Source organism: Magnetococcales bacterium (assembly GCA_015231175.1).
Taxonomy (GTDB): Bacteria; Pseudomonadota; Magnetococcia; order Magnetococcales; family DC0425bin3; genus HA3dbin3.
The window spans coordinates 1-22501 of the sequence record JADGBZ010000006.1; the positions used below are offsets into that span (position 1 = coordinate 1).

Sequence of the window (22501 nt, forward strand, 5' to 3'; positions counted from 1 at the left end):
AGTGCGGAATAGTCACGAAAAGTGAACACTTCAAATCATGTCGGTTGAGCCACTATCCATCAATCGCTCAAATGGCCATGAACAAACCTCAGGGAAGGTGTTTTCGGAATACCCTGTCTCGGCAGCAGCAACACGGCAGGCGCGACGATAAGCCGAACCCACAGCGTTGGCAAGATGTGATTTGAGACTCGGGTTGTCAGCGAGATGGTCTGTGATGTCATCGCGCGTGTTGGCAATGGAGAGCCGCCATGACTGCCCACGGTGCGTCGGCTGAAACTGCCACTTGAGTAGGTGGAGCAGCAAAATGGCAAGACGGTGGACGAGTTCCCGTTTTTCCTCCCGTCCCATGCTTTCGATCTCCCCAGCTATGTTGTCGATGTCCACCAACGCCAGCTTGCCGGCCCGCAGCAAGGCCGCTTGTTCGTTGGCCCAAGCGTAGAAATCATGTTCGTAGAGCACAAGGCTCTTCTTTGCGTCGTCAATCATGGGGGGCATAGGCCCTGCTCTCCACCTGATAGATCGGATGCTTGGGGTCATCCAGGCGAATGGCGGTGAGACCCTTTCCGTAGACACACCCGGAATCCAGGCCAAACGAGTGCGGACGGATGGTCAACCCGGCGGAAGCCCAGTGCCCGTAGACGACCTTGTCGCCGGGTTCCCATGGACGTACATCGTACCAGGCTTGAAAGGGAGAGTTTGCATTCGGGGGTAAAAAAGGGTTGTCACCGCGCCCCATCTCCGTGCCCGGCCAAAGAAAACGGCCATCGGTGGTGCAGCGTCGCAGACGGGTGAAGACCGTCAACTCCAACCAGTACCGATCCATGGCAAACATGGCTTCGGTTTCAAAGGTGGGAAATGAGCGGTTCTCATTGTGATGGAAAAATTCGACACGGGCCGGGGTGTCGGTCAATACCGAACTCACCTCCTCGGCACGGCGAAGAGATGAGGCCAGACTCCACAGCGGCGAAAGTCCGGCATGCACCAGGGCACACCCCAGCTCCCGGTCCCAGTGAAACAAGGGAAGATGGAACAACCAATCCAGAATCTGGTCGGCTTCCGGCGCCTGCGTGAGGTAAGCCATGTGTTCACGAAAATAGGGAGAACCCCCGCGGCACATGCCCAGGATGGCCCGGAATTCGTGGTTGCCCATCACCACCGTGGCCCGCTTGCCCATTGACCGTACCATCCGCAGCACCCCCAGCGAGTCGGGACCGCGGTTGATCAGATCCCCCACAAACCACAACTGGTCCTGTTGCCAATCGAAGCGAATCCGCCTGAGGAGCGACTCCAACTCCGCGATGCAACCGTGCACATCGCCGATTGCATAAACCGCCATGCCTCAGCCCCCCGTTGCAGAACACCCCTCTTGCCAACGGCAATAGGGATGTACGATCAGATTGGAATTGAAATAGCGTGGGTCACCCGACACCTCCTCCCCAATCCAGGCAGGAGGGACAACGATCTGATCCTCTGCCGTCAACTCGACCTCGGCCAGAATCAAGCCTCGATTTTCCCCGGCAAACTCATCCACCTCCCACAGCAAATCCCCCACCGCAATGCGATAACGAAGCTTCTCGATCAACGGGCGGACACATAAATGGTCCAACATGAAGCGGGCATCCTCCAGGGGAATGGCATAATCAAACTCGGCGCGGGTAAAATTCCGGGTCGGTCCCTTGACGGTCAGGGTCGCAGCTCCGCCGGCAATCCGGACCCGCACCACCCGTTCCCGGTCAGCCGACAAAAAACCCTGCCGATAGGAGACTCCCACCCCCAGGGAACGCCAAGCGTCTCCCCGCACCAAAAATTTGCGCTCAATCTCCCGACCCATCGGTCACACGCCCAGTAGAGAGGATCGGCATGGCGGTCAAATGCCCGGTAGAAAGGATCGGCATGGCGGTCAAATGCCCAGTTCACGCTTGAAAATGGCCTTGTGAATGTCACCCAGGCTGACAATACCAGCCAGTGTGCCATCACTCTCCACCACGGGCATGCGACGAAAATTGTGCAACGCCATCTGGGATGCCGCCTTCATCACGGGATCATCAGGCGAGACAAAAAAGAACCTCTTGGTCATAAGACTGGAGACATCTTTCTGTAGAACAGCGGAATAGCTCTGCTCCATGCCAACAAAATCCCTGGCGCCGATAGGATCCTCCAGAAAGTCATGATAGCTCGGCAGCAGGCTGTTCAAGATATCCTTTTCCGAAATCATGCCGATAAGCTTCATCTGGTCATCAACAACCGGCAATCCGCTGATCTTGTTTGTGCAGATGATGGCCGCAACGGAACGCACCGAATCCGTGGCCTTGACCGTGCGCACGGCCTTCACAATGACTTCACGAACCAACATGGCCTTACCTCCCTCCGCGTGATGGAATATCAGTCACTCTCGTGCGGATACCGCTTTTTCCGGGTCCGGGATATCCAAAAATGGGTTTAGTGACTCAAAATTCAGTTTATAACAGAATCCCCGCCCCATTTCCAGGACAGAAAATCTCAAGGATGCATCATGACAGATTTCATCCGAAACCGGGAGGTAAATTGACACCCGGTCCGCCACATCAATCCCCATCCGGTCCCACGGCTGAGTGGATCGAGGCGAGGGAAAGTTCCATGACCAGGGCATCCTCGGTGGGGGCAGGGCAAGGAAGGCATCCGGATGCGGAGGCTGGCCGGCAGGATGAATAATAATGCCGCCGCCGGTGCAAGAGCCTGAAACCCAAAGAGTCATACAGCCGCCGGGCCGGCAGATTGGACGCCCGCACATCCAGAAGCAACACCCTGCCTTGCTGCCGAACAGCATGCCGGATCCCCTCCAGCAGGAGATATCGACCCCACCCCTGGCGTTGGTGCGACCGCGTGACACCGATGGTCATCAGGTGCCACTCGTCCAGAATGGGGCGCAGGAGCATGTACCCAATCCGCTCGTTCTCTTCGGAGAGCAAAACCCGACAGAACGAGCCATGGCGCAGCTCATCGGCCAGCATGGTCACGTTCCAGGGGAATGGCGACAGCTCGGCTTCACAAGCCGCCACGCTCTCCAGATCGGATGGGTCCATCGGACGGGAGCCGATCATGGAGTCTGTGGAGGCGACATGACTGCTTTTTCCGCGTCGGACCGGCGCAGATAGAGAGGTTCCAGGGTCAGGGGGTCGTCGGAGCCCGTCCGGAGAAAGCGCTGCCAACCCAATTGACCCAGGACCACCGGTTCGCGTTGTCCGTCCTTCACCTCCTCCACCCCTTCCGGAATAGAGGCGATTTCGGCAGCCAGGGCAGCGGGCAACCAACGCCTGGGGGGCCATAGCGGTCGGCCATCCGGATGATAAAGTGCCGCGAAAATCTCCCCGCGCCGGGCATCCATAGTCACCAACAAGGGGCGGCTCGGAGAGAGAGGGGGAAATGTGGAAAGAGCAGTTGCCGCCAACCAATCCAGGGTGGATATGCCGAGCAGAGGTTTATGGCAGGCCATGGCCAAACCTTTGGCAAAACCAAGGGCAATGCGCAAACCCGTAAACGCGCCGGGACCAACCGTCACCACGATCAGGTCAAGAGATGCCGGCCTCCAGGCGGCAGCGGCGAGCAGAGCCTCGACGGCCTGGGGCAGGAGGAGCATGTGCCCCTCCACTCCCTGAAAACGTCGCTGGCCCACCAGCCGCCCCTCGGCCAACAACGCGGCACACCCTTCCCGATCCGAGGTGTCCATGGCCAGAATATTCATGCAAAAAACTCCCGAACGTCGGCAAGTCGGCGAATGATCGGCATGGAGGGGAGGCTTTCCAGAAAGCGCCGACCGTAGCTGCGCCGGGTCAAACGCATATCCAGCACCACCATGACCCCCCGATCATCGGTGCGCCGCAACAGACGCCCCAACCCCTGCTTCAAGGTCAGGATCGCACGCGGCAGCGACAGATCGGCAAAAGGGTTGCCCCCCTGGCCGGAGAGATGCCGACCCCGCGCCACCTGCAAAGGGTCCGCCGGCGAAGCGAAAGGAAGCCGGTCGATGATGACCATGGAGAGGGCTTCGCCGGGAACATCGACCCCTTCCCAAAAACTCGCCATACCCAGGAGCACCGAAGAGGGTTCATCCTGAAAGGCCTTCAAAAGGGCCTGTTTGGAGGTCGACCCCTGCACGAGAAGGGTATAGGGTATACGCCCTTTCAAACCGGCATGCACCCTCTCCAGCATGCGGCGGCTGGTAAAAAGGCACAAGGCGCGTCCAGTCGATGCCTCCAGCAAGGCAAGGGTCTCCTGGACAGCCCGTTGGGGAAAATCCGGCGCATCCGGATCCGGCAGATCCTGGGGCAAATAAAGACGCGCCTGCCGCGCAAAATCAAAGGCAGGCGGCAACTGTTCGGTCAGGATCTGCTCCGGGGCCAGCCCCAACTGGTGACGCAGGTAGCGGAACGGATCCTGGCCAGAATCCGTAGCCAGGGTGGCGGAAGTAAAAACCGCCGATTTGAGCAGCGGATGGAGAATCTCGGACAGAAGCGGCCCAACCTCCAGGGGCGAGGCCTGGATAAAAATGCCCCGGCCACGGGTTTCAAACCAATAGACCCGTGTCGGGTCGTCAAGGGTGCGGATGCGACCTGCCACGGTCAAAAGTTCCGTGACACGCCGCGCACATGCCGCCAACCCGGCGCTGCGCGGGCGATGTGGTTCGAGAATCTCCGCTAACTGGTGCAAACTCTTCTCCACGGAGAGCAAAGAACGCCCGGCGCCCTCCTCCATCGCCTCCTGCGTCAAGCCATCCCGGCAATCCTCAGCCGGGAAATAGCCCCGCAGAAGGTTGGCCACATCCTCAAGATTCTGCAAGGCGCGGGTCACTTCCGGGTCGTCCGCGCCCACCTCGGCAAACTCGGATGTGCCGTCCCGAGCCAGTTCCCGCAACTGATGGTTGCTGATCTCCCACCCAAAAAACCGGGTCACCACATCCGGCAACTGGTGGGCCTCATCGAACACCACCCGGTCATAATCGGGCAAAATTTCGCCAAAACCACCCTCCCGCACCGCCAGATCCGCGCAGAACAGATGGTGATTGACTACCACCAGGTGGGCATGCCGCGCCCGCTCCCGGGCACGCATCAAAAAACAGACATCGTATTCGGCGCACTGTTGCCCCAGGCAGTTGTCCGTGGTGGAGGTGATGACGCTCCAGAAGGAGATATTCTCCGGCAAACCGGGCAGTTCATCCTTGTCGCCGGTGCGGGTATCCTGGATCCAGGCAGCGACACGCCCCCATTCAGGCCGTGCGCGGGAGGCGTGTTGGGCCGGATCCTGTTCCGCCTGGAGAAAACGATACCGGCAGACATAGTTGCCCCGCCCCTTGAGGACCGCAGCCCGGAACGGGCGCTCCACCACCCGACGCAGGAGGGGCAAATCCTTGGCGACGATCTGGTCCTGCAAAGCCTTGGTCGCCGTGGAGACCACCACCGGTTCACCCAGTGTCAACAGGGGCAGAAGGTAGGCCAGAGTCTTGCCGGTTCCCGTTCCCGCCTCCACCAGGAGAAATTTGTTCTCCCGTACCGCATCCAACACCCGTCCGGCCATGCGCTGTTGCGTAGCCCGCACCTCGTAACCAGGGATCTCCCTGGCCAACCGGCTCGTCGGACCGAAAAGGTCAAGGATATACGCATCCCCCACTGCCACGCCGGTGTTCTCCTTGCCGGTTCCCCATCCACCACTCCGGGATTCGCGATTCCATACGTTGTTCGCAACCCGTGCGGCAGGATACAGCACACCGATCCCGCCGGTCAAACCATGCGGCATGCCAAAAAAACCGACCGGGAGAGCCCCATGAACCATGCACGGACATTGACGGCAAAGAGAAACCATGCCAGCATTTCCGTATGAGGATTGCGCGTCGTTTCCAGTTCGATGCCGCCCACCGCCTTGGGCACCACGATGGCAAGTGCCAACGCCTCCATGGTCACTCCTACGGCCTGGAGTTGGTGCTGGTCGGCACGCCCCGTTTGCCTGTGGCGGAAGATCCCCAATCGGGTTTCGTGACCGATTTTGGCCTGTTGCGCCAGATCGTGCAGCAAGAGTTGATCGACCCTTTCCTGGATCACCACTTCCTGAACGATGCCCTTCCGGCCATCCCCTATACATCGACCGAATATCTGGCCGCCTGGATCATGGGGTGGTGTTTGCGTTTTCTGGAGGGACGACCGGAGTTGGGTGATGCCCACATGCTGGCGGTGCGGGTATGGGAGTCCTCGGAATCCTGGGCCGAGGCCACCCGGGAAGACGCCATCCCCGTCGACATGTAGAGGGTGCAGTGAGCGTTGCCCGCCATGCCATCTGCGACCTGTTCGCTTCCGTGCAGGGGGAGGCCGGGTGGAGTGGCCGGGCCATGTTTTTCATCCGTTTCTCTGGCTGCCCCCTGCACTGTGTCTGGTGCGACGAGCCGTTGCATCGCGATCCGGAGGCAGCGCGGTTGCTGACCACGGCGGAGATCCTCGCCACCCGGGAACGTTTGGCCCCGGAGATCCCCCATGTATTGCTCACCGGTGGTGAACCCCTCGCCGCCCCCGGGTTGGACGCATTGATCACGGCATTGAAGCAAGCCGGACTCTGGGTGGCTATGGAGACCAGTGGCGTCGGAGGGGAGCCTCCCCGAGGGGTGGATTGGATCACCCTCTCCCCCAAAACGCCGCTCCCTCCCGAGTGGTATGAACGGGCCGATGAGATCAAATATGTCGTCGATGCCCATCCCAGTCCAGCCTGGATCGAGGAGATTTTGCATCGGGCCACCCGGCACCCCCGGGTCTGGGTGCAACCATGTGCCCAAGGCGCTTTGCCAGACCCTGGCGCCGTAGCCCTCTGTTACAACCTGGTCATGCAGAAAGGCGCCCGGCTGCGGCTCTCCCTGCAAACTCACAAATGGATCGGCGTGCCATGAAACGGCCCCTGCCCCGTTTGTTGTTGATCACCGAGCCGGTTGCCCCCGCTGAGAGGGATGCGTTGTTTCTGCGGATCCACGCCGCCTTGCAGGGTGGACCCTGCCACCTCCTGGTGCGGACACCCGGCTGGTGCGGTCGGGATTTTTTTGCGCTGACAGCTTTCCTGCGCACCTGCGTCGCACCACCCGGTTGTCTCCTGGTGCATGACCGCGTTGACATCGCCCTGGCAACGGGCGCGGATGGCGTCCATCTCCCCGCATCCGGCCTGCCCACCGCCGTGGCCCGACGCCTCCTGGGCGACGATCTTCTCGTCGGACGCTCCTGCCATGACCCGGATGCCGCCACCCAAGCCCTGGCCGAGGGGGCGGATTATGTCACCCTCTCGCCGCTCTTTGCCACGCCATCCCACCCCGATGCCGTACCACTGGGAACGACGCGCCTGGCCGACATGGTGCGCTCCATTCCCGGACCGGTCATCGCCCTGGGTGGCATCAAACCGGAAAATGCGGCTGCGGCCCTGACCACGGGGGTGGCAGGCCTGGCTGTCATCCGTGGCATCCTGCGCGCCGCCAATCCCGCCCTGGCTACACGCAGCATGCTGGAGGTCTTTCCTCCCCATGTCGATGGCAACGAAAAAAAATAATCATTTTGCACGCCTGCAAGAAAAGCCTGGGCATGAAAGCCTTTGTCAGGGCTTCACCCCGAACCCCACCAAGACGCTGACCTGGACCTGCCAGGGAACCAGCACCCTGGACCCCGATTTGTTGCCGGGCGATGATATGGTTACGAAAAAAACAGCATGACGGAAAAGACTGACTTTTTTGACTTGCATTCAAGGATGAAAAATGATCATTATCGCGGTCAGCTAGGGGGGGGGGAGAAAAAAAATGAAATCTGCATGTTCCTTCCAATTGGAGAACGGAAAATGTATACGTTGGCCGTTGAGGATTCCGGGACCGGGACGTTGACTCTCGCCGGGGATCTGACGATTCAGCACGCTCGAGAGTTGAAAGAGGCTTTGATCGATGCGGTCACCCAGTCCATGCATCTGAACCTCAATTTCAAGGATGTGGAGCGCGTTGACTTGGCCGGCCTTCAGATCCTCTGTGCCGCGCACCGCTCCCTCCTTGGCAGGAGCAAGACGTTGGCTATTGTCAGCCAGGTTCCGGATGCCTTCAAGGCTGCCGTCAAGGTGGCCGGGTATGATCGTTGTATCGAACAGGAAGATCCCAGTGGGTTGTGGAGGGGAGGGAACTAATGGCCAAAACCATCATGACCGTTGACGACTCGTCCAGCGTCCGGCAAATGGTCACTTTGACCCTGAAGGGCGAGGGTTACAACGTCGTCGAGGGGGTGGACGGAAAAGACGCCCTGAATAAACTGAAAGCCAACCCTGTCGATATGGTCATCACCGACCTGAACATGCCCAACATGGACGGCATCACCCTGATCAGAGAGTTGCGTGCCCTGCCTGCCTTCAAGTTTACCCCCATCGTCATGTTGACCACAGAATCCCAGGCCAACAAAAAGTCCGAAGGTAAGGATGCCGGCGCCACCGGCTGGATCGTCAAACCTTTCAAACCTGCACAGCTGATCCAGGTCATCAAGAAGGTTCTGGGTTAATCGCAAAGACGGGGGACCGCTCATGGCTGTGGAAATCGATACCAGTGCGTTCACGGAAGAGGCGTACGAACTGTTGGCCGAACTGGAAGATTCCCTCCTTGAGTTGGAGGAGTCTCCGAAAGACCAGGAGCTGATCGGTCGCGTCTTCCGGGCCATGCATACCATCAAGGGCTCCGGGGCCATGTTCGGTTTCGACGCCGTCGCCGAATTCACCCATAACGTGGAGACGGTGTTTGACCTGGCCCGCAACGGCACCATCCCGATCACCAAGGGGTTGATCGACCTGACCCTCGCCGCCCGCGACCAGATCCGCGCCATGCTGGATGCTGCATCGGGCGGCGAAGAACCGGATAAAAACAACGCCGAGCGCATCATCTCCGGGTTGAAAGGGTTGCTCCCGGGCGCCGCTCCGGCGCCGACCGGTGGCACCCAGACCGCCGACAAAGCCCCTCTCCCGGTCGATCAGGAAGGTTCGACCCATACCTTCCGTATCCGCTTCCGTCCCAAAGCCGAAATCTTCGAGAACGGCACCAACCCCCTCCTGCTCCTCGACGAAGTCCGACAACTCGGTGAGGCCAAGGTCATCACCTTCTCCGATACCATCCCCGAAGTCGACGATATCGACCCGGAGAAGTGTTATACCTCCTGGGAAATCTTTCTCACCACGGATCAGGGTGAAAACGCGATCCAGGATATTTTTATCTTCGTCGACGACCAGTGCGAGCTGAACATCCGCATGCTGGACAGGGCCGAAGCCGCCGAGGCCTCCCTGGAAGAAGTTCCCCCGGAAAAGCCCCTGGGCGAAATTCTGGTGGAACGAGGGGATATCAAGCGCGAAGACCTCCAGAAAGTCCTCCAGCCCCTGGGCGAACGCCTGGTTGATGCCGGCTTGGTCAACAAGTCCAAGGTGCAGGCAGCGCTGGCGGAACAAGAGGTCGGCAAGCAGAAGCGAGAAACCAAAAAACAGCAGGTGGTGGCACAGAGTGTCCGGGTGCCGTCGGACAAGCTCGACCACCTTGTCGACCTGGTCGGCGAGCTGGTCACCGTCCAGGCCCGCCTGACCCAAACCTCCGCAAAACTGGGCGACCACGACCTTCAGCTTATTGCCGAAGAAGTGGAGCGCCTGACCGGTGAGCTTCGGGACAACACCATGTCCATCCGGATGTTGGCCATCGGCACCACCTTCGACAAATTCAAACGCCTGGTCCGGGATCTCTCCGGCGAGTTGGGCAAGCAGATCGAGTTGACCACCGCCGGCGCCGAAACCGAACTGGACAAAACCGTGATCGACCAGCTCAACGATCCCCTGGTCCACATCATCCGCAACAGCATCGACCACGGCGTGGAGTCTCCCGATGGCCGCCTGGACGCCGGCAAGTCCCAGGTGGGCCGTATCCATCTCTCTGCCGAACACTCCGGCGCCAACGTGCTGATCAAGGTGACCGATGACGGCAAAGGCCTGGATCCGGGAAAACTGATCTCCAAGGCGATCGAAAAAGGGCTCGTCCCCCCTGATGCCGAGTTGACCGACAAAGAGGCGTTCCAACTGATCTTTGCCGCCGGTTTCTCCACCGCCGAGAAGGTGACCAACGTCTCTGGACGTGGCGTTGGCATGGATGTCGTGCGTCGTTCCATCGAGGGGTTGCGGGGCTCCATCGATGTGCAAAGCGAAATCGGCAAGGGGACGACCATCACCCTGAAACTTCCCCTCACCCTGGCCATCATCGAGGGACTCCTGGTCAAGATCAGCAACGAATATTTCGTTCTGCCCCTGGCCGCCGTTGAGGAGTGCGTCGAATTGACCCGCTCCGATGTCGCGGCTACACATGGGCGGCATGTCATCAACGTCCGGGGCACCATCGTCCCCTACATCCGCATTCGAGACCACTTTGAAATTTCCGGCCAGCCACCCGAGGTGGAGCAGATCGTCATCTCCGAGGTGGAAGACAAGCGTGTCGGTTTTGTCGTCGACGATGTGATCGGCCAGCACCAGACCGTCATCAAGGGACTGGGCAAGACCTTCAAAAATTCGGAAGAGTTTTCCGGGGCAACCATCCTTGGCGACGGAACCGTTGCCCTGATCCTCGATCTGCAAAAAATGGTTCGCTTCGTGGAAGATTTGGAGCTTGTCGAATCCGGAACGACCGTGTCCTGAACAGCGCGGTCAGCGTGTCAGGGTAGGGATGGACGGAATAAAAAGGGGGGCTTCATGAGAGAAGAAACGCTGAAATCGTCTGCACCAACGGAGACCCCGGCTTCACAGGCCGCCGCCTCGTCGGCAACGACGCAATACCTGACTTTCATGCTCGACAATGAGGTTTTCGCCGTCGATATTGCCAAGGTGCGCGAGGTATTGGAGTATACCAACATCACCAAGGTTCCTCGCACGCCGGAGTTCATGTGCGGCATCATCAATTTGCGGGGAAGCGTCGTGCCGGTGGTGGACATGCGCCTGAAGTTCGGCATGGACCAATCCGAACGAACCGTCAATACGTGCATTATCATCGTTGAGATCGTCCAGGATGATGAGATCACGGAAATCGGCGCCCTGGCCGATTCCGTCAAGGAGGTCATGGAGCTTGAGCATAACAAAATCGAGCCACCCCCTAAAATCGGTACCAAGCTGCGCAGTGACTTTCTCAAGGGCATGGGCAAACATAATGACCAGTTCATCATGATTCTCGACATCAATCGTATCTTTTCCACCGAGGAGCTCTCCGCAGTCCAGCAGACCGTCCACTGAAGTTCCTCCGGTCCGCCCCCTTTACCTCATGACGCCCGCACGTTATCATGCCGCCCTGGTTGTCGGCTCCTGCGCGGTGGAGAGTACACCCAGACTCCCCGGGACGGTTGCAAAAGATGGCCTGTTGAGTACTCTGCCTGAGTTCACGTCCCTGCTCTGTTCCGGCGGGGTGTGAAGCTCGGGTTTCTGTGTTTTTACCGTCGATTGTGACTTAGATTTGGTTGAATAGCAGGAGCCTGCGGGTGTTGACCAATAAAAAAGTTCGTGTCCTTATCGTGGACGATTCGGCTGTGGTTCGCCAAACCATGGACAAGGTGTTGTCGTCGGACCCCATGATCGAAGTTATCGGCCACGCGCCGGACCCCTTCGTGGCCGCAGAACGCATCAAGACGTTGGTGCCGGATGTCATCACCCTCGATGTGGAAATGCCCCGCATGGATGGCTTGACCTTCCTGCGCAAAATCATGACCCAGCACCCCATCCCGGTCGTCATGTGCAGCACCCTGACCGTGGAAGGATCCGAGACCGCCCTGCGGGCCCTGGAGTACGGTGCGGTCGATATCATCACCAAGCCCAAAATGGGAACCAAGCAATTCCTGGAGGAGGCCTGCATCTCCATCTGCGATACGGTCAAGGCCGCTGCCATGTGCCGGATCAACCGCCTGCCATCCCCAAACACGGCAGCAGCAGCCGTAGCCACGCGCGCCTCGCGCGCTGCCAACCTGGCCAAGGCCGGTAAGGTGGCCCCCAAATTGACCGCCGATGCCATGATGCCACCCCCATCCGGCAACAGCCGCGCCATGATTCAGACCACGGAAAAGGTGATCGCCGTCGGCGCCTCGACAGGTGGAACCGAAGCTTTGCGTGAGTTCCTGGAAGAGATGCCGGGGGATTCGCCCGGTATCGTCATCGTGCAGCATATGCCGGAAAATTTTACCAAGGCTTTTGCCAACCGCCTCAACTCGCTGTGCCAGATGACCGTCAAAGAGGCCGAAGACAACGATTCCGTCGTGCGGGGGCGGGCGTTGATCGCCCCAGGCAGCAGGCACATGATGTTGAAAAGAAGTGGCGCCCGCTATTTTGTGGAGGTCAAGGATGGCCCTCTGGTCAGCCGCCACCGTCCCTCGGTGGATGTGCTGTTTCGCTCCACGGCCCGTTATGCCGGGAAAAATGCCATTGGGGTCATCATGACCGGCATGGGTGACGACGGCGCACGCGGCATGAAAGAGATGAAAGATGCCGGCGCTTTCAATATAGCCCAGGATGAAAACAGCTGTGTGGTCTTTGGCATGCCCAAGGAGGCCATCAAGCACCAAGGCGTGGATGTGGTCAAGCCGCTGAACCAAATCGCCCAGGAGGTTCTGCGCCACGGTGGTCGTTGAATATCCTGGGGATCCTGGTCTCCCCTTTCTGTCGTTCCCCACCATCTGCCCATGCGATCACCCTATCCCGGAGCCCGGCTTCGGTCCCATACTGGGGAATTCTCGCCACGCCCCTTCAATCTGGCGCCGGGGCATCTGTTGATCACCGCGTCGCCCGTCGTCGTGGATACGATCCTTGGTTCCTGTGTGGCCCTGACCCTCTATCACCCGGCCACACGAACAGGGGCGATCTGTCATGGGGTGCAGCCAGGCCACGACCATCCGGCGAGCAAAATCGTTACCCATGGCAGTCAAGATCCCTGCTTCCGGTTTGTGAATTGCGCCATCCGGCATATGCTGGAACATTTTGATCGGCGTGGCATACCTCGACGTGAACTGGCTACCAAACTTTTCGGCGGCGCCGACATGTATCCCACCCACGATCCGGCTCGTACCATCGGACGTCAAAACATTCATATGGCAGAAGACGAAGTCCGTACAGCCGGACTGTTCCTTTCGGCCACCCATGTCGGCGGTCACCAGGGACGACAGATCCTGTTTTTCACCCACACCGGCCAGGTTCTCATGCGCCGCCTGGGCAACCCCCATTTTCATGCGTCGCGGCGGCCACTGAAACCGGTGGTTTGAACCTCAACAACTATTCAGCCAAGGAGTCACTTCCATGTCTGCCGTCACCTACGACACCCACAAGCTCGTCCTGCGCCTGCGGGAAGCCGGTTTTGAAGAGAAACAAGCCGAGGCATTCAGTGAGGTTTTCAAGGATGTCCAGGACTCCCAACTGAAGGAGTTGGCCACCAAGGGGGATATTGCGCCCCTTGTCTCCCTCATCAAGGATTTTCAGAGTGACTTGCGCGCCATGGATGCCCGAGTCCTGGGTAAAATCAGGCTCAATCGGTGGATGTTGGCGCTGGTTATTGGCGTCACTGTTCTTCCTGCCGTCAGGCACCTGTTTGGCTGATTTCCGCTTTCCATGCCATGCATCGCGGCGTTTCAAGGCTTGTCTTGAACCAAACGATACTCCCTGAGTTTATCCAACAAAGTCTGCCTGGTGATGGGCTTCAATAAATAATCCGTGCAATATCCTTTGAAATAGGCCTCCAAAGCCGCCAGAGGGGAGTCGTTGGCGGTCACCATGATGACTACGGACTCCCTGCTTCCTTCCAGGCCACGCTCTTTCTCCATCTCCCGTATTTTTATCAGGGCGCTTTGCCCATCCAACCTGGGCATCATGATGTCCAGGAATATGACATCGTAGGGCTCCCCGCTCTCCAGAGCCATCTCGACAAAACGGATGGCCTCCAGGCCATCGACGGCCAGATCGCATGAAAAGAGCGGCGACAGGATACCATGCAGAAGTTTCCTGTTCTCAAGAACATCGTCAACGATCAGGCACTTCATCATCGACTCCTCATGTCGTGGCAGGAAAAGACCAGCACTCCCTTGTCAATTTTCTGGATAATCTTCGATATTTTCAGAATCTTCACATATTATTCTAACTGATCCGACACAAGATAACAATTGACTTTTTTAAGAAACAGCGGTAGGCAATACGAAGAAGGTAGAAGAATGATTATTCTCAAGTCAAATATTTTTCAACAAAGTGGGTGTCATGTCTGCAACGCTGCCCCCCCGTCTTTTCTTCAGCCGCCTGTGGCCCCCGGCCCTGGGTTGGACGGCGATGTTTTCTCTGCTTTTGGCCTGGAACGTGGTGGAAGAGAGGCGTCACACCGAGGAGGTTGCCGTTTTTGTGGCCCGGGCCATGATCCAAAAAGATATAGCCTTTCGGAACTGGGCTGCCAGCCATGGCGGCGTCTACGTCCCGATTGATGAGCGCACCCCGCCCAACCCATTCCTGACGAAGGTTCCGGAACGTGACATCCAAACGCCGTCGGGAAGACAACTGACCCTGATGAACCCAGCCTACCTGCTGCGTCAACTGACAAAATATTTTCCCGACCCTTATGGCAACCATGAACACATCACAAGTCTGAAACCCCTGAATCCAGCCAACAAGGCTGATCCCTGGGAAAGATCCGCCCTGGAATCGTTCGAGAAGGGCGCCAGGGAGGCCAAGGAGATCATCACTGTCGAAGATGGAGCAAGATTTTTGCGCCTGATGCTCCCCCTGATGATGGAGAAAGGTTGCCTTGATTGTCATGAACAACAAGGCAACAAACTTGGAGATGTCCGGGGCGGCATCAGTGTTCATATGTCAATGACTCCATACGAGCCATGGGAAAACCATACAATATATCTGGCTTTTATTTCTCATACAATCTTTTGGTTGCTCGGCATTTTGCTTCTTGTCGATATGGTCAAACGTGATCTATATAGAAACATCGAACGTGAAAAACAAGAAAAACTTCTTAAAAAATCTGAATACAGGTACCATCAACTCATGAATTTTGCCGGTGATGCCATCATGGTGGCGGACGTTGAAACCGGCCTGATCGAGGAAGCCAACCAGATAGCCGGCGATCTTCTGGGGCTTCCCGTGGAAAAAATTGTCGGCATGCACCAGAGAGAGCTTCACCCGGATACTGAAACGGGTGAAGCTTCACATAAATTTCAGCGTGCTGTCGCATCCGAAAACAAAATCACCGAATATTTTGTACTGAATCGCCAAAAGGGGATCATTCCCGTCGAAATCAACTCCAGAGTGATTGACCTTGGCGACCGGAAAATCATTCAAGGTATCTTTCGGGATGTCAGTGAACAAAAAAAGCGCGAACAACTGCTCATGGATCGCAAGGCCCATTTAAGCGCCACCCTGAACAATGCCCTGGATGCCATCATCACCATCGACGCGCAAGGCCGGATCGTGGAGTTCAACCCTGCGGCGGAGGCCCTTTTTGGCTGGACCCGACAGGAGGCTGTCGGCAACCCGATGGCGCCCATGCTCATCCCTCCGGAATTCAGGCAACGCCACCTCGCCGCCTTGGCAGGCATGGCCGGCAGGGATCTGGCAAAACACCCCCTGCAACGCCATATGGAGGTTGTCGGCCTTCGGAAGGATGGCCAGCAGGTTGACCTTGAATTCAACATCATCTCGACGATTCGGGATGGGAAGCCCTGCTTTACCGCATTCGCGCACGACGTGACCGACCGGAAACAACTGCTGCGTTCCCTTCAAGATACCCTTACGGTGGCCGAGTCCGCCAATCAGGCCAAAAGCGCCTTCCTGGCCAACATGAGCCACGAAATCCGCACCCCCATGAATGCCATCATCGGCATGACCGACCTGGTGTTGACCATGCCCATGTCAGCCGAAGAGCAACGCCAGCATCTCGAAATCGTCCAACAATCCTCAACCACCCTGTTGACGCTGATCAACAGCATTCTCGACCTCTCCAAAATCGAGTCCGGCAAATTCACCCTGGAAAACATCCCCTTTGACATGTGTGAACAAGTTGAAGGGGTCTGCGAAAGGGTGGCCGGCCAGGCACACCGCAAAGGGTTGGAGTTGTGTTGCCACGTGGCCGACGATGTGCCAACAGGATTGCGCGGCGACCCCCTGCGCCTGCAACAGATCATCACCAACCTGGTCAACAACTCCACAAAATTTACCGAAGAAGGCGAGATTGTGGTGCGGGTCGAAACCCTCTCCCGCAGCAGGGAAAGTGATGCCGTCCGCTTGCATGTCACGGTGGCCGATACGGGAATCGGTATCCCAAAAGATAAACTTTCTGCCGTATTTGAACACTTTACCCAGGTAGACAACTCCATCACACGAAGATATGGTGGCTCCGGCCTGGGGTTGACCATCAGCAAACACCTCGTTCAGATGATGGGAGGAGAGATTTGGATCGAGAGCGAACCGGGGAAAGGAACCCTCTTTCACTTCACAGCCCAATTCGGTATCGACCGAGACAAGGCGCCCGTACCACCTGATGCCTACCGTAAACTGGTCGGAACAAACGTGCTTATTGGCGAAGTCAGCAGGACGAAAGGCGTTGTTCAACAAAAGCTTGTCACCAGCTTCGGCGCAGTGGCGGAGGTGGTCACCGATGGACCGTCCCTGCTTGCATCCCTGCAACAAGCCCAGACCGCCCAACGACCCTTCGATTTGCTGCTGCTGGATCATCGCCTGCTGGATGAGGCCCCACCCGACCCCGATCAGATGGCCACCTCCCCGGGATGGCTGGGAAAATGCGTGGTGCTGCTGCCGACTCAGGTCAGCATGAACACCCTGGCACACCTGCCCTGGTTGAAACATGCCATCCCCGTCAAAAAACCACCACCAAAAACCAAACTCCTTCAGGCCATGTGCCTTGCCCTGGGCAAGGAGTGTGCCACCCAACCTGCCTCGCCCACCAGGTTGTCAAAAAATCCCAGACATCACACCCCGTCCCTGCACATTCTGTTGGTCGAGGATCAAGAAACCAACCGGATGTTGGCTGACACCATTCTCAAGCGGGCCGGACACCAGGTCACCCTCGCCAACGATGGCCAGGAAGCCTTGACTCTGCTGCAACAAACCCCCTTCGATCTGGTCCTCATGGATCTGCACATGCCCCACCTGGACGGACTCGAAACGACGCGGCGCATCCGCTCGGCATCCCCCGAGGCCATGCCCAACCCGCGCCTGCCCATTGTGGCCGTTACCGCCAGAACTTCGGAAAATGACGAAAAAATCTGCCTGGAGGCCGGTATGGACGGCTTTCTGCGCAAACCCTACCGGACCAAAGATCTTCTCCAGGCTATCGAACCCTTCCTCCAAAAACGCGCTGCCGCACCCCAGCCCAAACCGGCAACCCGGCAAAGTGTCATCCTGAAACCTGTCGAGACAGACCCACAAACCCTGGCGGAGGCGATGGAGATGTTTCTCCAGGAAACACCGCAAAGAGTGGACAACCTGGAAAAATATCTGGAAAAGAGAGATCCAGTCCGGGCCGAAAAAGAGAACAAATGGCTGCGCACCGTGGCCGAAAACATCGGCGCCATACGGGTTCTCACCCACAGCATGCGTCTCCGAGGCAACGTGGAGACAGCGGACTGGGAAGAGGCCCGGCAAACGCTGCAAACGCTGAAAAAAGAGTGCCAAACCGCCTGTCAGGCCGTGCGTGAAAAGAACGATTGAAAGAGTGGGATGGAGGTCCAGGAGAAAGGGCTGCACCCTTCCTCCTGGTGGGGTTCGGGACGAAGCCCTGACAAAGGCTTTCATGTCCCAGCCCTTCTTATGCACGGATCACGGCATCCGGTTTTGACTCATAAGTGCATGGGGCGGGGCAAGGTTTTGCATGCCAGGCTGACCCGGGGAGATCACCCCCATGACGCTGCCGTCGCCATACTGGATTTGCCGATAGACAGCCAAACCGTGGGTGACCTTTTTGACGTAGTCCCGGGTCTCCTGAATCGGGATATCTTCGATAAAGTTCAGGGTATCCTTGAGCCTTCTGTCGGTGCGCAAATTTTCCGCCCGCGTCGGGCCGGCGTTGTAGGCAATGAGCGCCATGACCACATCACCATCGAACCGTTTAAGCATGCGGTAAAGGTAGGATTGCCCCAGGGCCAGGTTGTAGCCGGGTTCGCGCAGACGGAGAGGTGTGGATGCCTCCATCTTGAGTTTGCCAGCCTCCTCGCGGGCCGTGGGTGGCATGAGTTGCAGCAGACCCAAAGCGCCGCTGCGTGAGACAACGGTGGGGGAGAACAGACTCTCCTGCCGGCCCGTTCCCCAGACCAGGGCTGGATCGAGAATCCAACCTGTGGCAGGCCGCCAGGGCGGAATGGGAAAGAGTCCGGTCCAATTCCGAATCCCCTGTTTGTGGTAAAGAGGCGTTGCCACCCGGATGGCATGATTCGGATCGCCGTAGGTTGTGGCGAGACATATCTGCTCCTGGGGGGAGAGACCGAATGGATCCGCCAAGGCCTGAACTTCCAATCCGTTATGATAGCTGCGTCCGATGGATTTCAAGATGGCCATCCGGGCCAGACCGGGTTGCAGATCCTGTCGTTCCAACAAGGAAGGGCTGCACTCCGTCTTCGATTGTGTCAACTCCGCCAATGTGCCCGGGTGGCTCATCTCCGCACCCAGGAAACCATAAAACGTCTCCGGGTAGCGCCCCGCCAACTCCAGCCACCTGGTGGCTTCGGGTTTGTCGATACCCAGAAAGACGGCAGCCCAGATGGCCCCCTGACTGCGCAAGCGAAGATCATCCCCCTCTTCACCGAGTCGTTGGAACACTTCCACGGCAGCGCTCTTGTCGCCCAGTTTGTAGGCGCACCAACCGGCCAACCAGAAAGTGTCCGACAGCTTGCCCTCCTTCAGCTTGAGACTGGGTTGCAGAACCAGCCAGGCATTTCTGTAATCTTTTTTTGGATAGACCAGATCCTTGGCCAACCGATAGCGAACCCGCGAACCATCCTCCGCATTCAGATAACCACCCCATGGCCCCTGTAGCATGCTGATGGCCTGGGAGTGATGGCCACGGCGTCGGAGGTTCTCCAGGCGTTCAAACCAGATTTCGGAACTTTGCGCCATCTGGGTGGGAAGTTGGGCGACCATGGCATCGAACTGTTTGTCACCATTTTTCGCCGCAGCCAGGGTGAGAAAGTAGTTTTGGAGCGCCGGATCGTGCAAGGCGTACAACACCTCCGGCAGGGCGTTTCCCTTGCCTTTTTCGATCAGCGCCCTGGCCCTGGTTTCGTGGTCATCCCTGGTCAGTTGGCGGGAGATGGTCTGGGTGACCTGTTCCAGGGCGGGGGGAATGTCGTAGCCATTGCGGTAGTAGTCGCGCCAGATTCGCCAGGCATCTTCGATTCGCCGGTTGGCCAGGAGCGCCTCCAGGTAATTTTTTTGTTGGTCGGCTGTACGCGGCGGGCGACGGTCGAACCAGGCCAGAATGTCAGCCGTCGTACCCTCAAGAACGATACGCTCATCGAGCATGTTCAGCACTTTGCCAACGTGAGGATGATTGGGCCACCGGCGGGTAAAATGGCGAAGATCCGAGGTCAAGGGGCGCATCATTCTGGGATGCTGGAGCAACTCCAACTCCAGGTACGAGGCCAAAAGATCGTTGCTGGGCCAGCGGGAGCGGTCAAGCACCTCGGAGGTGATGGGAACGTCCGCGTCCAGCACATCAAACAGTCGGCGATAGGCTTCCACGCCGTTGTTGTTGTCGTCGTTGTCGGCGCGGGTGGGATGCGCCGTGACCAGGTCAACCAGCACAAAGGCACAGACGACGAACAGAAGAAGGTACAGACGGGAGAACGATCGAGTTGGCAGCATGGCAAAATCCACTGTCTCTCAGGCGCCGAACAGGGCTTCGACGAAATCGTTGGCAGAGAAGGGTTTGAGATCGTCCAACCCCTCGCCGACACCGATAAAATGGATGGGAAGTTTAAACTTTTCGGCAATGCCGACCACCACCCCGCCTCGGGCCGTGCCGTCAAGTTTGGTGATCACAAGGCCGGTCAACCCCAAGGCGTCATGAAACTGGGCGACCTGGTTGATGGCGTTCTGACCGGTGGTGGCGTCCATGACCAGCCAGATGTCGTGGGGCGCATGGGGATCCTTGCGTCCCAGAATTCTTTTGACCTTTTTCAGCTCTTCCATAAGGTTGGATTTGGTGTGCAGGCGCCCGGCGGTGTCGGCCAGCAACAGGTCGGCCCCGCGAGCGATGGCAGCGGCATGGGCATCAAAAATGACCGAAGCACTGTCGGCATTTTGCCCCTGGGCAATCACGGGAACTTTGGCCCGTTCGCCCCAAATGCGCAACTGATCGACCGCCGCTGCCCGGAAGGTGTCGCCCGCAGCCAAAATCACCTGTTGACCGGAACGGGTAAACTGGGCAGCCAGTTTTCCGATCGTGGTTGTCTTGCCAACACCATTGACACCGACCACCAAAATGACGTGGGGCTTGGCGCGACCGAGAACCAGGGGAACCTGGATCCGTTCCAGTCGCTCGCGGATCACCGCCTGGACCACCAGCCGCAGGGATGTCCCATCGGCCTGGCGTTTTTCTTTCAGGCGGAGGCGCGCCTCCTCCAGAACGCGCTCCGTGATCTCCACACCGAAATCAGCGGTGATGAGCAACGCTTCCAGGTCTTCCAAAAGCTCCGCGTTGACCTGGCCCTTGGCCAGCAACACGTCCAATTTTTTGACAAATCCCTCGCGCGTTCGGCTCAGCCCTGAACGCAAACGTTCCAACAACGCCATGTCAACTCCCGACCATCCTTGTCAAGGTTTGCGTTTTGCGACTGTTTCAGTGTTCATGTTTTGCCACAAACCCCAACTTGGCGGCCACGGCCTCCAGGTCAGCCCAAAAAAATTCGTTGCCCCGATAGCCCCGAAAACGGGCCCGTTCCACCCCCGAGGAGTCCAACACCAAAATGGTGGGGGTGAAACACATCTCCTTGGCCAGAACGGCATACTCCTTGGGAGGATCAAAGGTATCCACCCGCACCATGGGAAGATGCTGACCGATGTCGGTTTTAGGGTAAGCTTTGGCGATCTCCCGGTCGAAGGCCTGGCAATAATGGCAGCCTTCGTTGACAAAAACCACGACCCGGCCAAGAATTTCAGCCTCCTGGGTCGCGGTCATCCCCTGTCGGGTTGTCATCGTCATGGTCAACAGCATGAGGCAAAGAGTGCCTGTTATGGCGATCAGTTTTTTCACCGGATGTCCCTTTGTCTGGTGGCCGAGGTGATCAGGTCGCAATTATCTTGCCACCATTTGCCCAGGCGTGCAAACATGCTTGAACCACGGCTGTCGGTGATCATTCCCACCCTGAACGAGGCGCATGCCCTGCCCGGATTGTTGACACAGTTGGCCGGGCAGCGACAGGTCGACATGGAGGTAATTGTCGCCGATGGGGGCTCGCAGGACGCGACCCGCACGGTGGCAGAGGCGGGTGGGGCGCGTTGCGTGGCGGCGCCGCAGGGTCGTGGGGCGCAGTTGCAGGCCGGAGCTGCCGTGGCGCAGGGAAAAGAACTCCTTTTTCTGCATGCCGACTCCTCGTTGACGGATCCCGAACAGTTGGCAACAGCCCTGGAGGCCTTGGAACAGGCCAGGCAACGTCTGGGACATGACCGCGTGGCCGGACATTTTGCCCTCCACTTCCATGATGCCAAAGGGGCCCTGGCACGACGATTGGGCTTTCATGCCGCCAAGAGCGCCCTGAATCGTGAAGGGTGTACCCATGGTGATCAGGGTTGGATGATGTCGCAACGTTTTTATCAGAGGTTGGGTGGTTTCAATGCCAATCTGGCCTTCATGGAAGATCAGGAACTGGCCGGGCGCATCCGCCGCTCCGGAGTGTGGATCACCTTGCCCGGGGTGTTGGCCACTTCGGCGCGCCGTTTTCAACAGGAGGGATATTTCCGGCGCACGCTCCTGAATGCCCTCATCATGACCTGTTACCACACCGGCTGGGACACGTTTTTTCAACGAGCGCCGGAACTGTACCGGCAGCAGGATCGTACCCGCCCTTTGCAACTGGCCCCCTTCTTCCGCCTGCTTGGGCAACTCAACCGCGAGGCCGGGCTGCGGGTGACGTGGCAACGCTGGCAAGCCGTGGGACGGTATGCCCGGCAAGCCATGTGGCAACCGTTTTTTCTTTTGGATCTGATCCTGCCACCCCAGTGGCGGCGCACCCCGCACCCCTGCCTGGATTTTTATGACCGGGTGTGGGCACGCTGGACTCAACGCTGGCCGTTCGATGGCGTGGCCATGGTGATCGTCTGGCTTGCCTGCCGTCTGTTTTGGGGATGGTATGCTGTCAAGGCATATGTTGAGAAAAAGTAACTATTCAACACCCCTGCAAGAAAAGCTTGGACATGAAAGCTTTTGTCAGGGCTTCGCCCCGAACCCCACCAGGGCGCTGCCCTGGACCCGCCAGGGAGCCAG

The 22501-nt window shown here is 58.3% G+C and carries 23 protein-coding genes; 12 read left to right on the top strand and 11 right to left on the bottom strand.

Translation table 11 applies throughout. The features are described 5' to 3' along the window. Positions 1 to 30 precede the first annotated feature (30 nt). From HQL63_02160 to HQL63_02190, 7 genes are all read right to left on the bottom strand, one after another. The gene (locus HQL63_02160) at positions 31 to 486 is read right to left on the bottom strand and encodes a DUF29 domain-containing protein (GenBank protein MBF0175642.1); all 456 of its coding nucleotides are present in this window, start codon (positions 484 to 486) and stop codon (positions 31 to 33) included. After that, on the bottom strand, positions 479 to 1336 hold the full coding sequence (locus tag HQL63_02165) for a symmetrical bis(5'-nucleosyl)-tetraphosphatase (GenBank protein MBF0175643.1): 858 nt from the start codon (positions 1334 to 1336) through the stop codon (positions 479 to 481). Before HQL63_02165 ends, HQL63_02160 begins: the two co-directional genes overlap by 8 nt. A 3-nt stretch (positions 1337 to 1339) precedes the next feature. Then, positions 1340 to 1831 carry a CYTH domain-containing protein gene (locus tag HQL63_02170; protein ID MBF0175644.1) on the bottom strand — a complete coding sequence of 164 codons (492 nt, stop codon included), beginning with the start codon at positions 1829 to 1831 and terminating at the stop codon, positions 1340 to 1342. Between the two features lie 69 nt (positions 1832 to 1900). After that, positions 1901 to 2353 (bottom strand): CBS domain-containing protein, encoded by a 453-nt coding sequence (locus HQL63_02175; GenBank protein ID MBF0175645.1) that lies wholly within the window; start codon positions 2351 to 2353, stop codon positions 1901 to 1903. Positions 2354 to 2564: 211 nt separating this feature from the next. Beyond that, complete coding sequence (locus HQL63_02180) at positions 2565 to 3062, bottom strand: GNAT family N-acetyltransferase (GenBank protein MBF0175646.1); 498 nt, start codon at positions 3060 to 3062, stop codon at positions 2565 to 2567. 14 nt (positions 3063 to 3076) lie between these two features. Beyond that, positions 3077 to 3721, bottom strand: coding sequence for a tRNA (adenosine(37)-N6)-threonylcarbamoyltransferase complex dimerization subunit type 1 TsaB (tsaB, locus tag HQL63_02185; protein MBF0175647.1), 645 nt, complete (start codon positions 3719 to 3721; stop codon positions 3077 to 3079). Beyond that, positions 3718 to 5769: an ATP-dependent DNA helicase gene (locus HQL63_02190; GenBank protein MBF0175648.1), complete on the bottom strand. Its 2052-nt coding sequence runs from the start codon at positions 5767 to 5769 to the stop codon at positions 3718 to 3720. Before HQL63_02190 ends, tsaB begins: the two co-directional genes overlap by 4 nt. Before the next feature lie 80 nt (positions 5770 to 5849). On the opposite strand from HQL63_02190, the gene HQL63_02195 reads away from it, so the two are divergent. The 10 genes from HQL63_02195 (at position 5850) to HQL63_02240 (ending at position 13611) form a co-directional block, all read left to right on the top strand. Continuing rightward, a complete protein-coding gene (locus HQL63_02195; GenBank protein MBF0175649.1) occupies positions 5850 to 6272 on the top strand; it encodes a 6-carboxytetrahydropterin synthase in 423 nt (140 codons plus the stop codon). A gap of 8 nt (positions 6273 to 6280) precedes the next feature. Beyond that, the gene (locus HQL63_02200) at positions 6281 to 6904 is read left to right on the top strand and encodes a 7-carboxy-7-deazaguanine synthase QueE (protein ID MBF0175650.1); all 624 of its coding nucleotides are present in this window, start codon (positions 6281 to 6283) and stop codon (positions 6902 to 6904) included. After that, on the top strand, positions 6901 to 7548 hold the full coding sequence (locus tag HQL63_02205) for a thiamine phosphate synthase (GenBank protein MBF0175651.1): 648 nt from the start codon (positions 6901 to 6903) through the stop codon (positions 7546 to 7548). The genes HQL63_02200 and HQL63_02205 overlap by 4 nt, the downstream gene beginning before the upstream one ends. A 282-nt stretch (positions 7549 to 7830) precedes the next feature. Then, entirely contained in the window at positions 7831 to 8163 is a 333-nt protein-coding gene (locus HQL63_02210) for an STAS domain-containing protein (GenBank protein ID MBF0175652.1), read from the top strand. Continuing rightward, positions 8163 to 8528, top strand: coding sequence for a response regulator (locus HQL63_02215; GenBank protein MBF0175653.1), 366 nt, complete (start codon positions 8163 to 8165; stop codon positions 8526 to 8528). Before HQL63_02210 ends, HQL63_02215 begins: the two co-directional genes overlap by 1 nt. A gap of 22 nt (positions 8529 to 8550) precedes the next feature. Continuing rightward, complete coding sequence (locus tag HQL63_02220) at positions 8551 to 10683, top strand: chemotaxis protein CheA (protein MBF0175654.1); 2133 nt, start codon at positions 8551 to 8553, stop codon at positions 10681 to 10683. A 54-nt stretch (positions 10684 to 10737) separates the two neighbouring features. Beyond that, a complete protein-coding gene (locus HQL63_02225) occupies positions 10738 to 11271 on the top strand; it encodes a chemotaxis protein CheW (GenBank protein MBF0175655.1) in 534 nt (177 codons plus the stop codon). A 245-nt stretch (positions 11272 to 11516) separates the two neighbouring features. Next, positions 11517 to 12653 carry a chemotaxis response regulator protein-glutamate methylesterase gene (locus HQL63_02230; protein MBF0175656.1) on the top strand — a complete coding sequence of 379 codons (1137 nt, stop codon included), beginning with the start codon at positions 11517 to 11519 and terminating at the stop codon, positions 12651 to 12653. 138 nt (positions 12654 to 12791) lie between these two features. Further along, a complete protein-coding gene (locus HQL63_02235; protein MBF0175657.1) occupies positions 12792 to 13280 on the top strand; it encodes a chemotaxis protein CheD in 489 nt (162 codons plus the stop codon). Between the two features lie 34 nt (positions 13281 to 13314). Beyond that, positions 13315 to 13611, top strand: a complete 297-nt coding sequence (locus HQL63_02240; protein MBF0175658.1) for a hypothetical protein — start codon at positions 13315 to 13317, stop codon at positions 13609 to 13611. 32 nt (positions 13612 to 13643) lie between these two features. Here HQL63_02240 and HQL63_02245 read toward each other — a convergent pair whose 3' ends face one another. After that, on the bottom strand, positions 13644 to 14051 hold the full coding sequence (locus HQL63_02245; protein MBF0175659.1) for a response regulator: 408 nt from the start codon (positions 14049 to 14051) through the stop codon (positions 13644 to 13646). 211 nt (positions 14052 to 14262) lie between these two features. On the opposite strand from HQL63_02245, the gene HQL63_02250 reads away from it, so the two are divergent. Beyond that, a complete protein-coding gene (locus tag HQL63_02250) occupies positions 14263 to 17733 on the top strand; it encodes a PAS domain S-box protein (protein MBF0175660.1) in 3471 nt (1156 codons plus the stop codon). Positions 17734 to 17841: 108 nt separating this feature from the next. Here the strand turns inward: HQL63_02250 and HQL63_02255 are convergent, their stop codons facing one another. Genes HQL63_02255 through HQL63_02265 form a run of 3 tightly spaced genes read right to left on the bottom strand, consistent with a single transcriptional unit; the run spans position 17842 to position 21271 of the window. After that, positions 17842 to 19881 (bottom strand): lytic transglycosylase domain-containing protein, encoded by a 2040-nt coding sequence (locus HQL63_02255; protein MBF0175661.1) that lies wholly within the window; start codon positions 19879 to 19881, stop codon positions 17842 to 17844. Positions 19882 to 19899: 18 nt separating this feature from the next. After that, the gene (gene ftsY, locus HQL63_02260; protein ID MBF0175662.1) at positions 19900 to 20811 is read right to left on the bottom strand and encodes a signal recognition particle-docking protein FtsY; all 912 of its coding nucleotides are present in this window, start codon (positions 20809 to 20811) and stop codon (positions 19900 to 19902) included. A gap of 46 nt (positions 20812 to 20857) precedes the next feature. After that, on the bottom strand, positions 20858 to 21271 hold the full coding sequence (locus HQL63_02265) for a thioredoxin family protein (protein MBF0175663.1): 414 nt from the start codon (positions 21269 to 21271) through the stop codon (positions 20858 to 20860). A 75-nt stretch (positions 21272 to 21346) separates the two neighbouring features. On the opposite strand from HQL63_02265, the gene HQL63_02270 reads away from it, so the two are divergent. Beyond that, the gene (locus HQL63_02270) at positions 21347 to 22399 is read left to right on the top strand and encodes a TIGR04283 family arsenosugar biosynthesis glycosyltransferase (protein MBF0175664.1); all 1053 of its coding nucleotides are present in this window, start codon (positions 21347 to 21349) and stop codon (positions 22397 to 22399) included. Positions 22400 to 22501 lie beyond the last annotated feature (102 nt).

Bases quoted from the DNA above. Each gene is read 5' to 3' on its own strand.
- HQL63_02220 (MBF0175654.1), top strand. From the start codon at position 8,551: ATGGCTGTGGAAATCGATACCAGTGCGTTCACGGAAGAGGCGTACGAA.
- ftsY (MBF0175662.1), bottom strand. From the start codon at position 20,811: ATGGCGTTGTTGGAACGTTTGCGTTCAGGGCTGAGCCGAACGCGCGAG.
- HQL63_02250 (MBF0175660.1), top strand. From the start codon at position 14,263: ATGTCTGCAACGCTGCCCCCCCGTCTTTTCTTCAGCCGCCTGTGGCCC.
- HQL63_02190 (MBF0175648.1), bottom strand. From the start codon at position 5,769: ATGCCGCATGGTTTGACCGGCGGGATCGGTGTGCTGTATCCTGCCGCA.
- HQL63_02175 (MBF0175645.1), bottom strand. From the start codon at position 2,353: ATGTTGGTTCGTGAAGTCATTGTGAAGGCCGTGCGCACGGTCAAGGCC.
- HQL63_02170 (MBF0175644.1), bottom strand. From the start codon at position 1,831: ATGGGTCGGGAGATTGAGCGCAAATTTTTGGTGCGGGGAGACGCTTGG.
- HQL63_02195 (MBF0175649.1), top strand. From the start codon at position 5,850: ATGAGGATTGCGCGTCGTTTCCAGTTCGATGCCGCCCACCGCCTTGGG.
- HQL63_02165 (MBF0175643.1), bottom strand. From the start codon at position 1,336: ATGGCGGTTTATGCAATCGGCGATGTGCACGGTTGCATCGCGGAGTTG.
- HQL63_02205 (MBF0175651.1), top strand. From the start codon at position 6,901: ATGAAACGGCCCCTGCCCCGTTTGTTGTTGATCACCGAGCCGGTTGCC.
- HQL63_02180 (MBF0175646.1), bottom strand. From the start codon at position 3,062: ATGGACCCATCCGATCTGGAGAGCGTGGCGGCTTGTGAAGCCGAGCTG.
- tsaB (MBF0175647.1), bottom strand. From the start codon at position 3,721: ATGAATATTCTGGCCATGGACACCTCGGATCGGGAAGGGTGTGCCGCG.
- HQL63_02215 (MBF0175653.1), top strand. From the start codon at position 8,163: ATGGCCAAAACCATCATGACCGTTGACGACTCGTCCAGCGTCCGGCAA.
- HQL63_02255 (MBF0175661.1), bottom strand. From the start codon at position 19,881: ATGCTGCCAACTCGATCGTTCTCCCGTCTGTACCTTCTTCTGTTCGTC.
- HQL63_02160 (MBF0175642.1), bottom strand. From the start codon at position 486: ATGATTGACGACGCAAAGAAGAGCCTTGTGCTCTACGAACATGATTTC.
- HQL63_02225 (MBF0175655.1), top strand. From the start codon at position 10,738: ATGAGAGAAGAAACGCTGAAATCGTCTGCACCAACGGAGACCCCGGCT.
- HQL63_02210 (MBF0175652.1), top strand. From the start codon at position 7,831: ATGTATACGTTGGCCGTTGAGGATTCCGGGACCGGGACGTTGACTCTC.
- HQL63_02240 (MBF0175658.1), top strand. From the start codon at position 13,315: ATGTCTGCCGTCACCTACGACACCCACAAGCTCGTCCTGCGCCTGCGG.
- HQL63_02245 (MBF0175659.1), bottom strand. From the start codon at position 14,051: ATGAAGTGCCTGATCGTTGACGATGTTCTTGAGAACAGGAAACTTCTG.
- HQL63_02270 (MBF0175664.1), top strand. From the start codon at position 21,347: ATGCTTGAACCACGGCTGTCGGTGATCATTCCCACCCTGAACGAGGCG.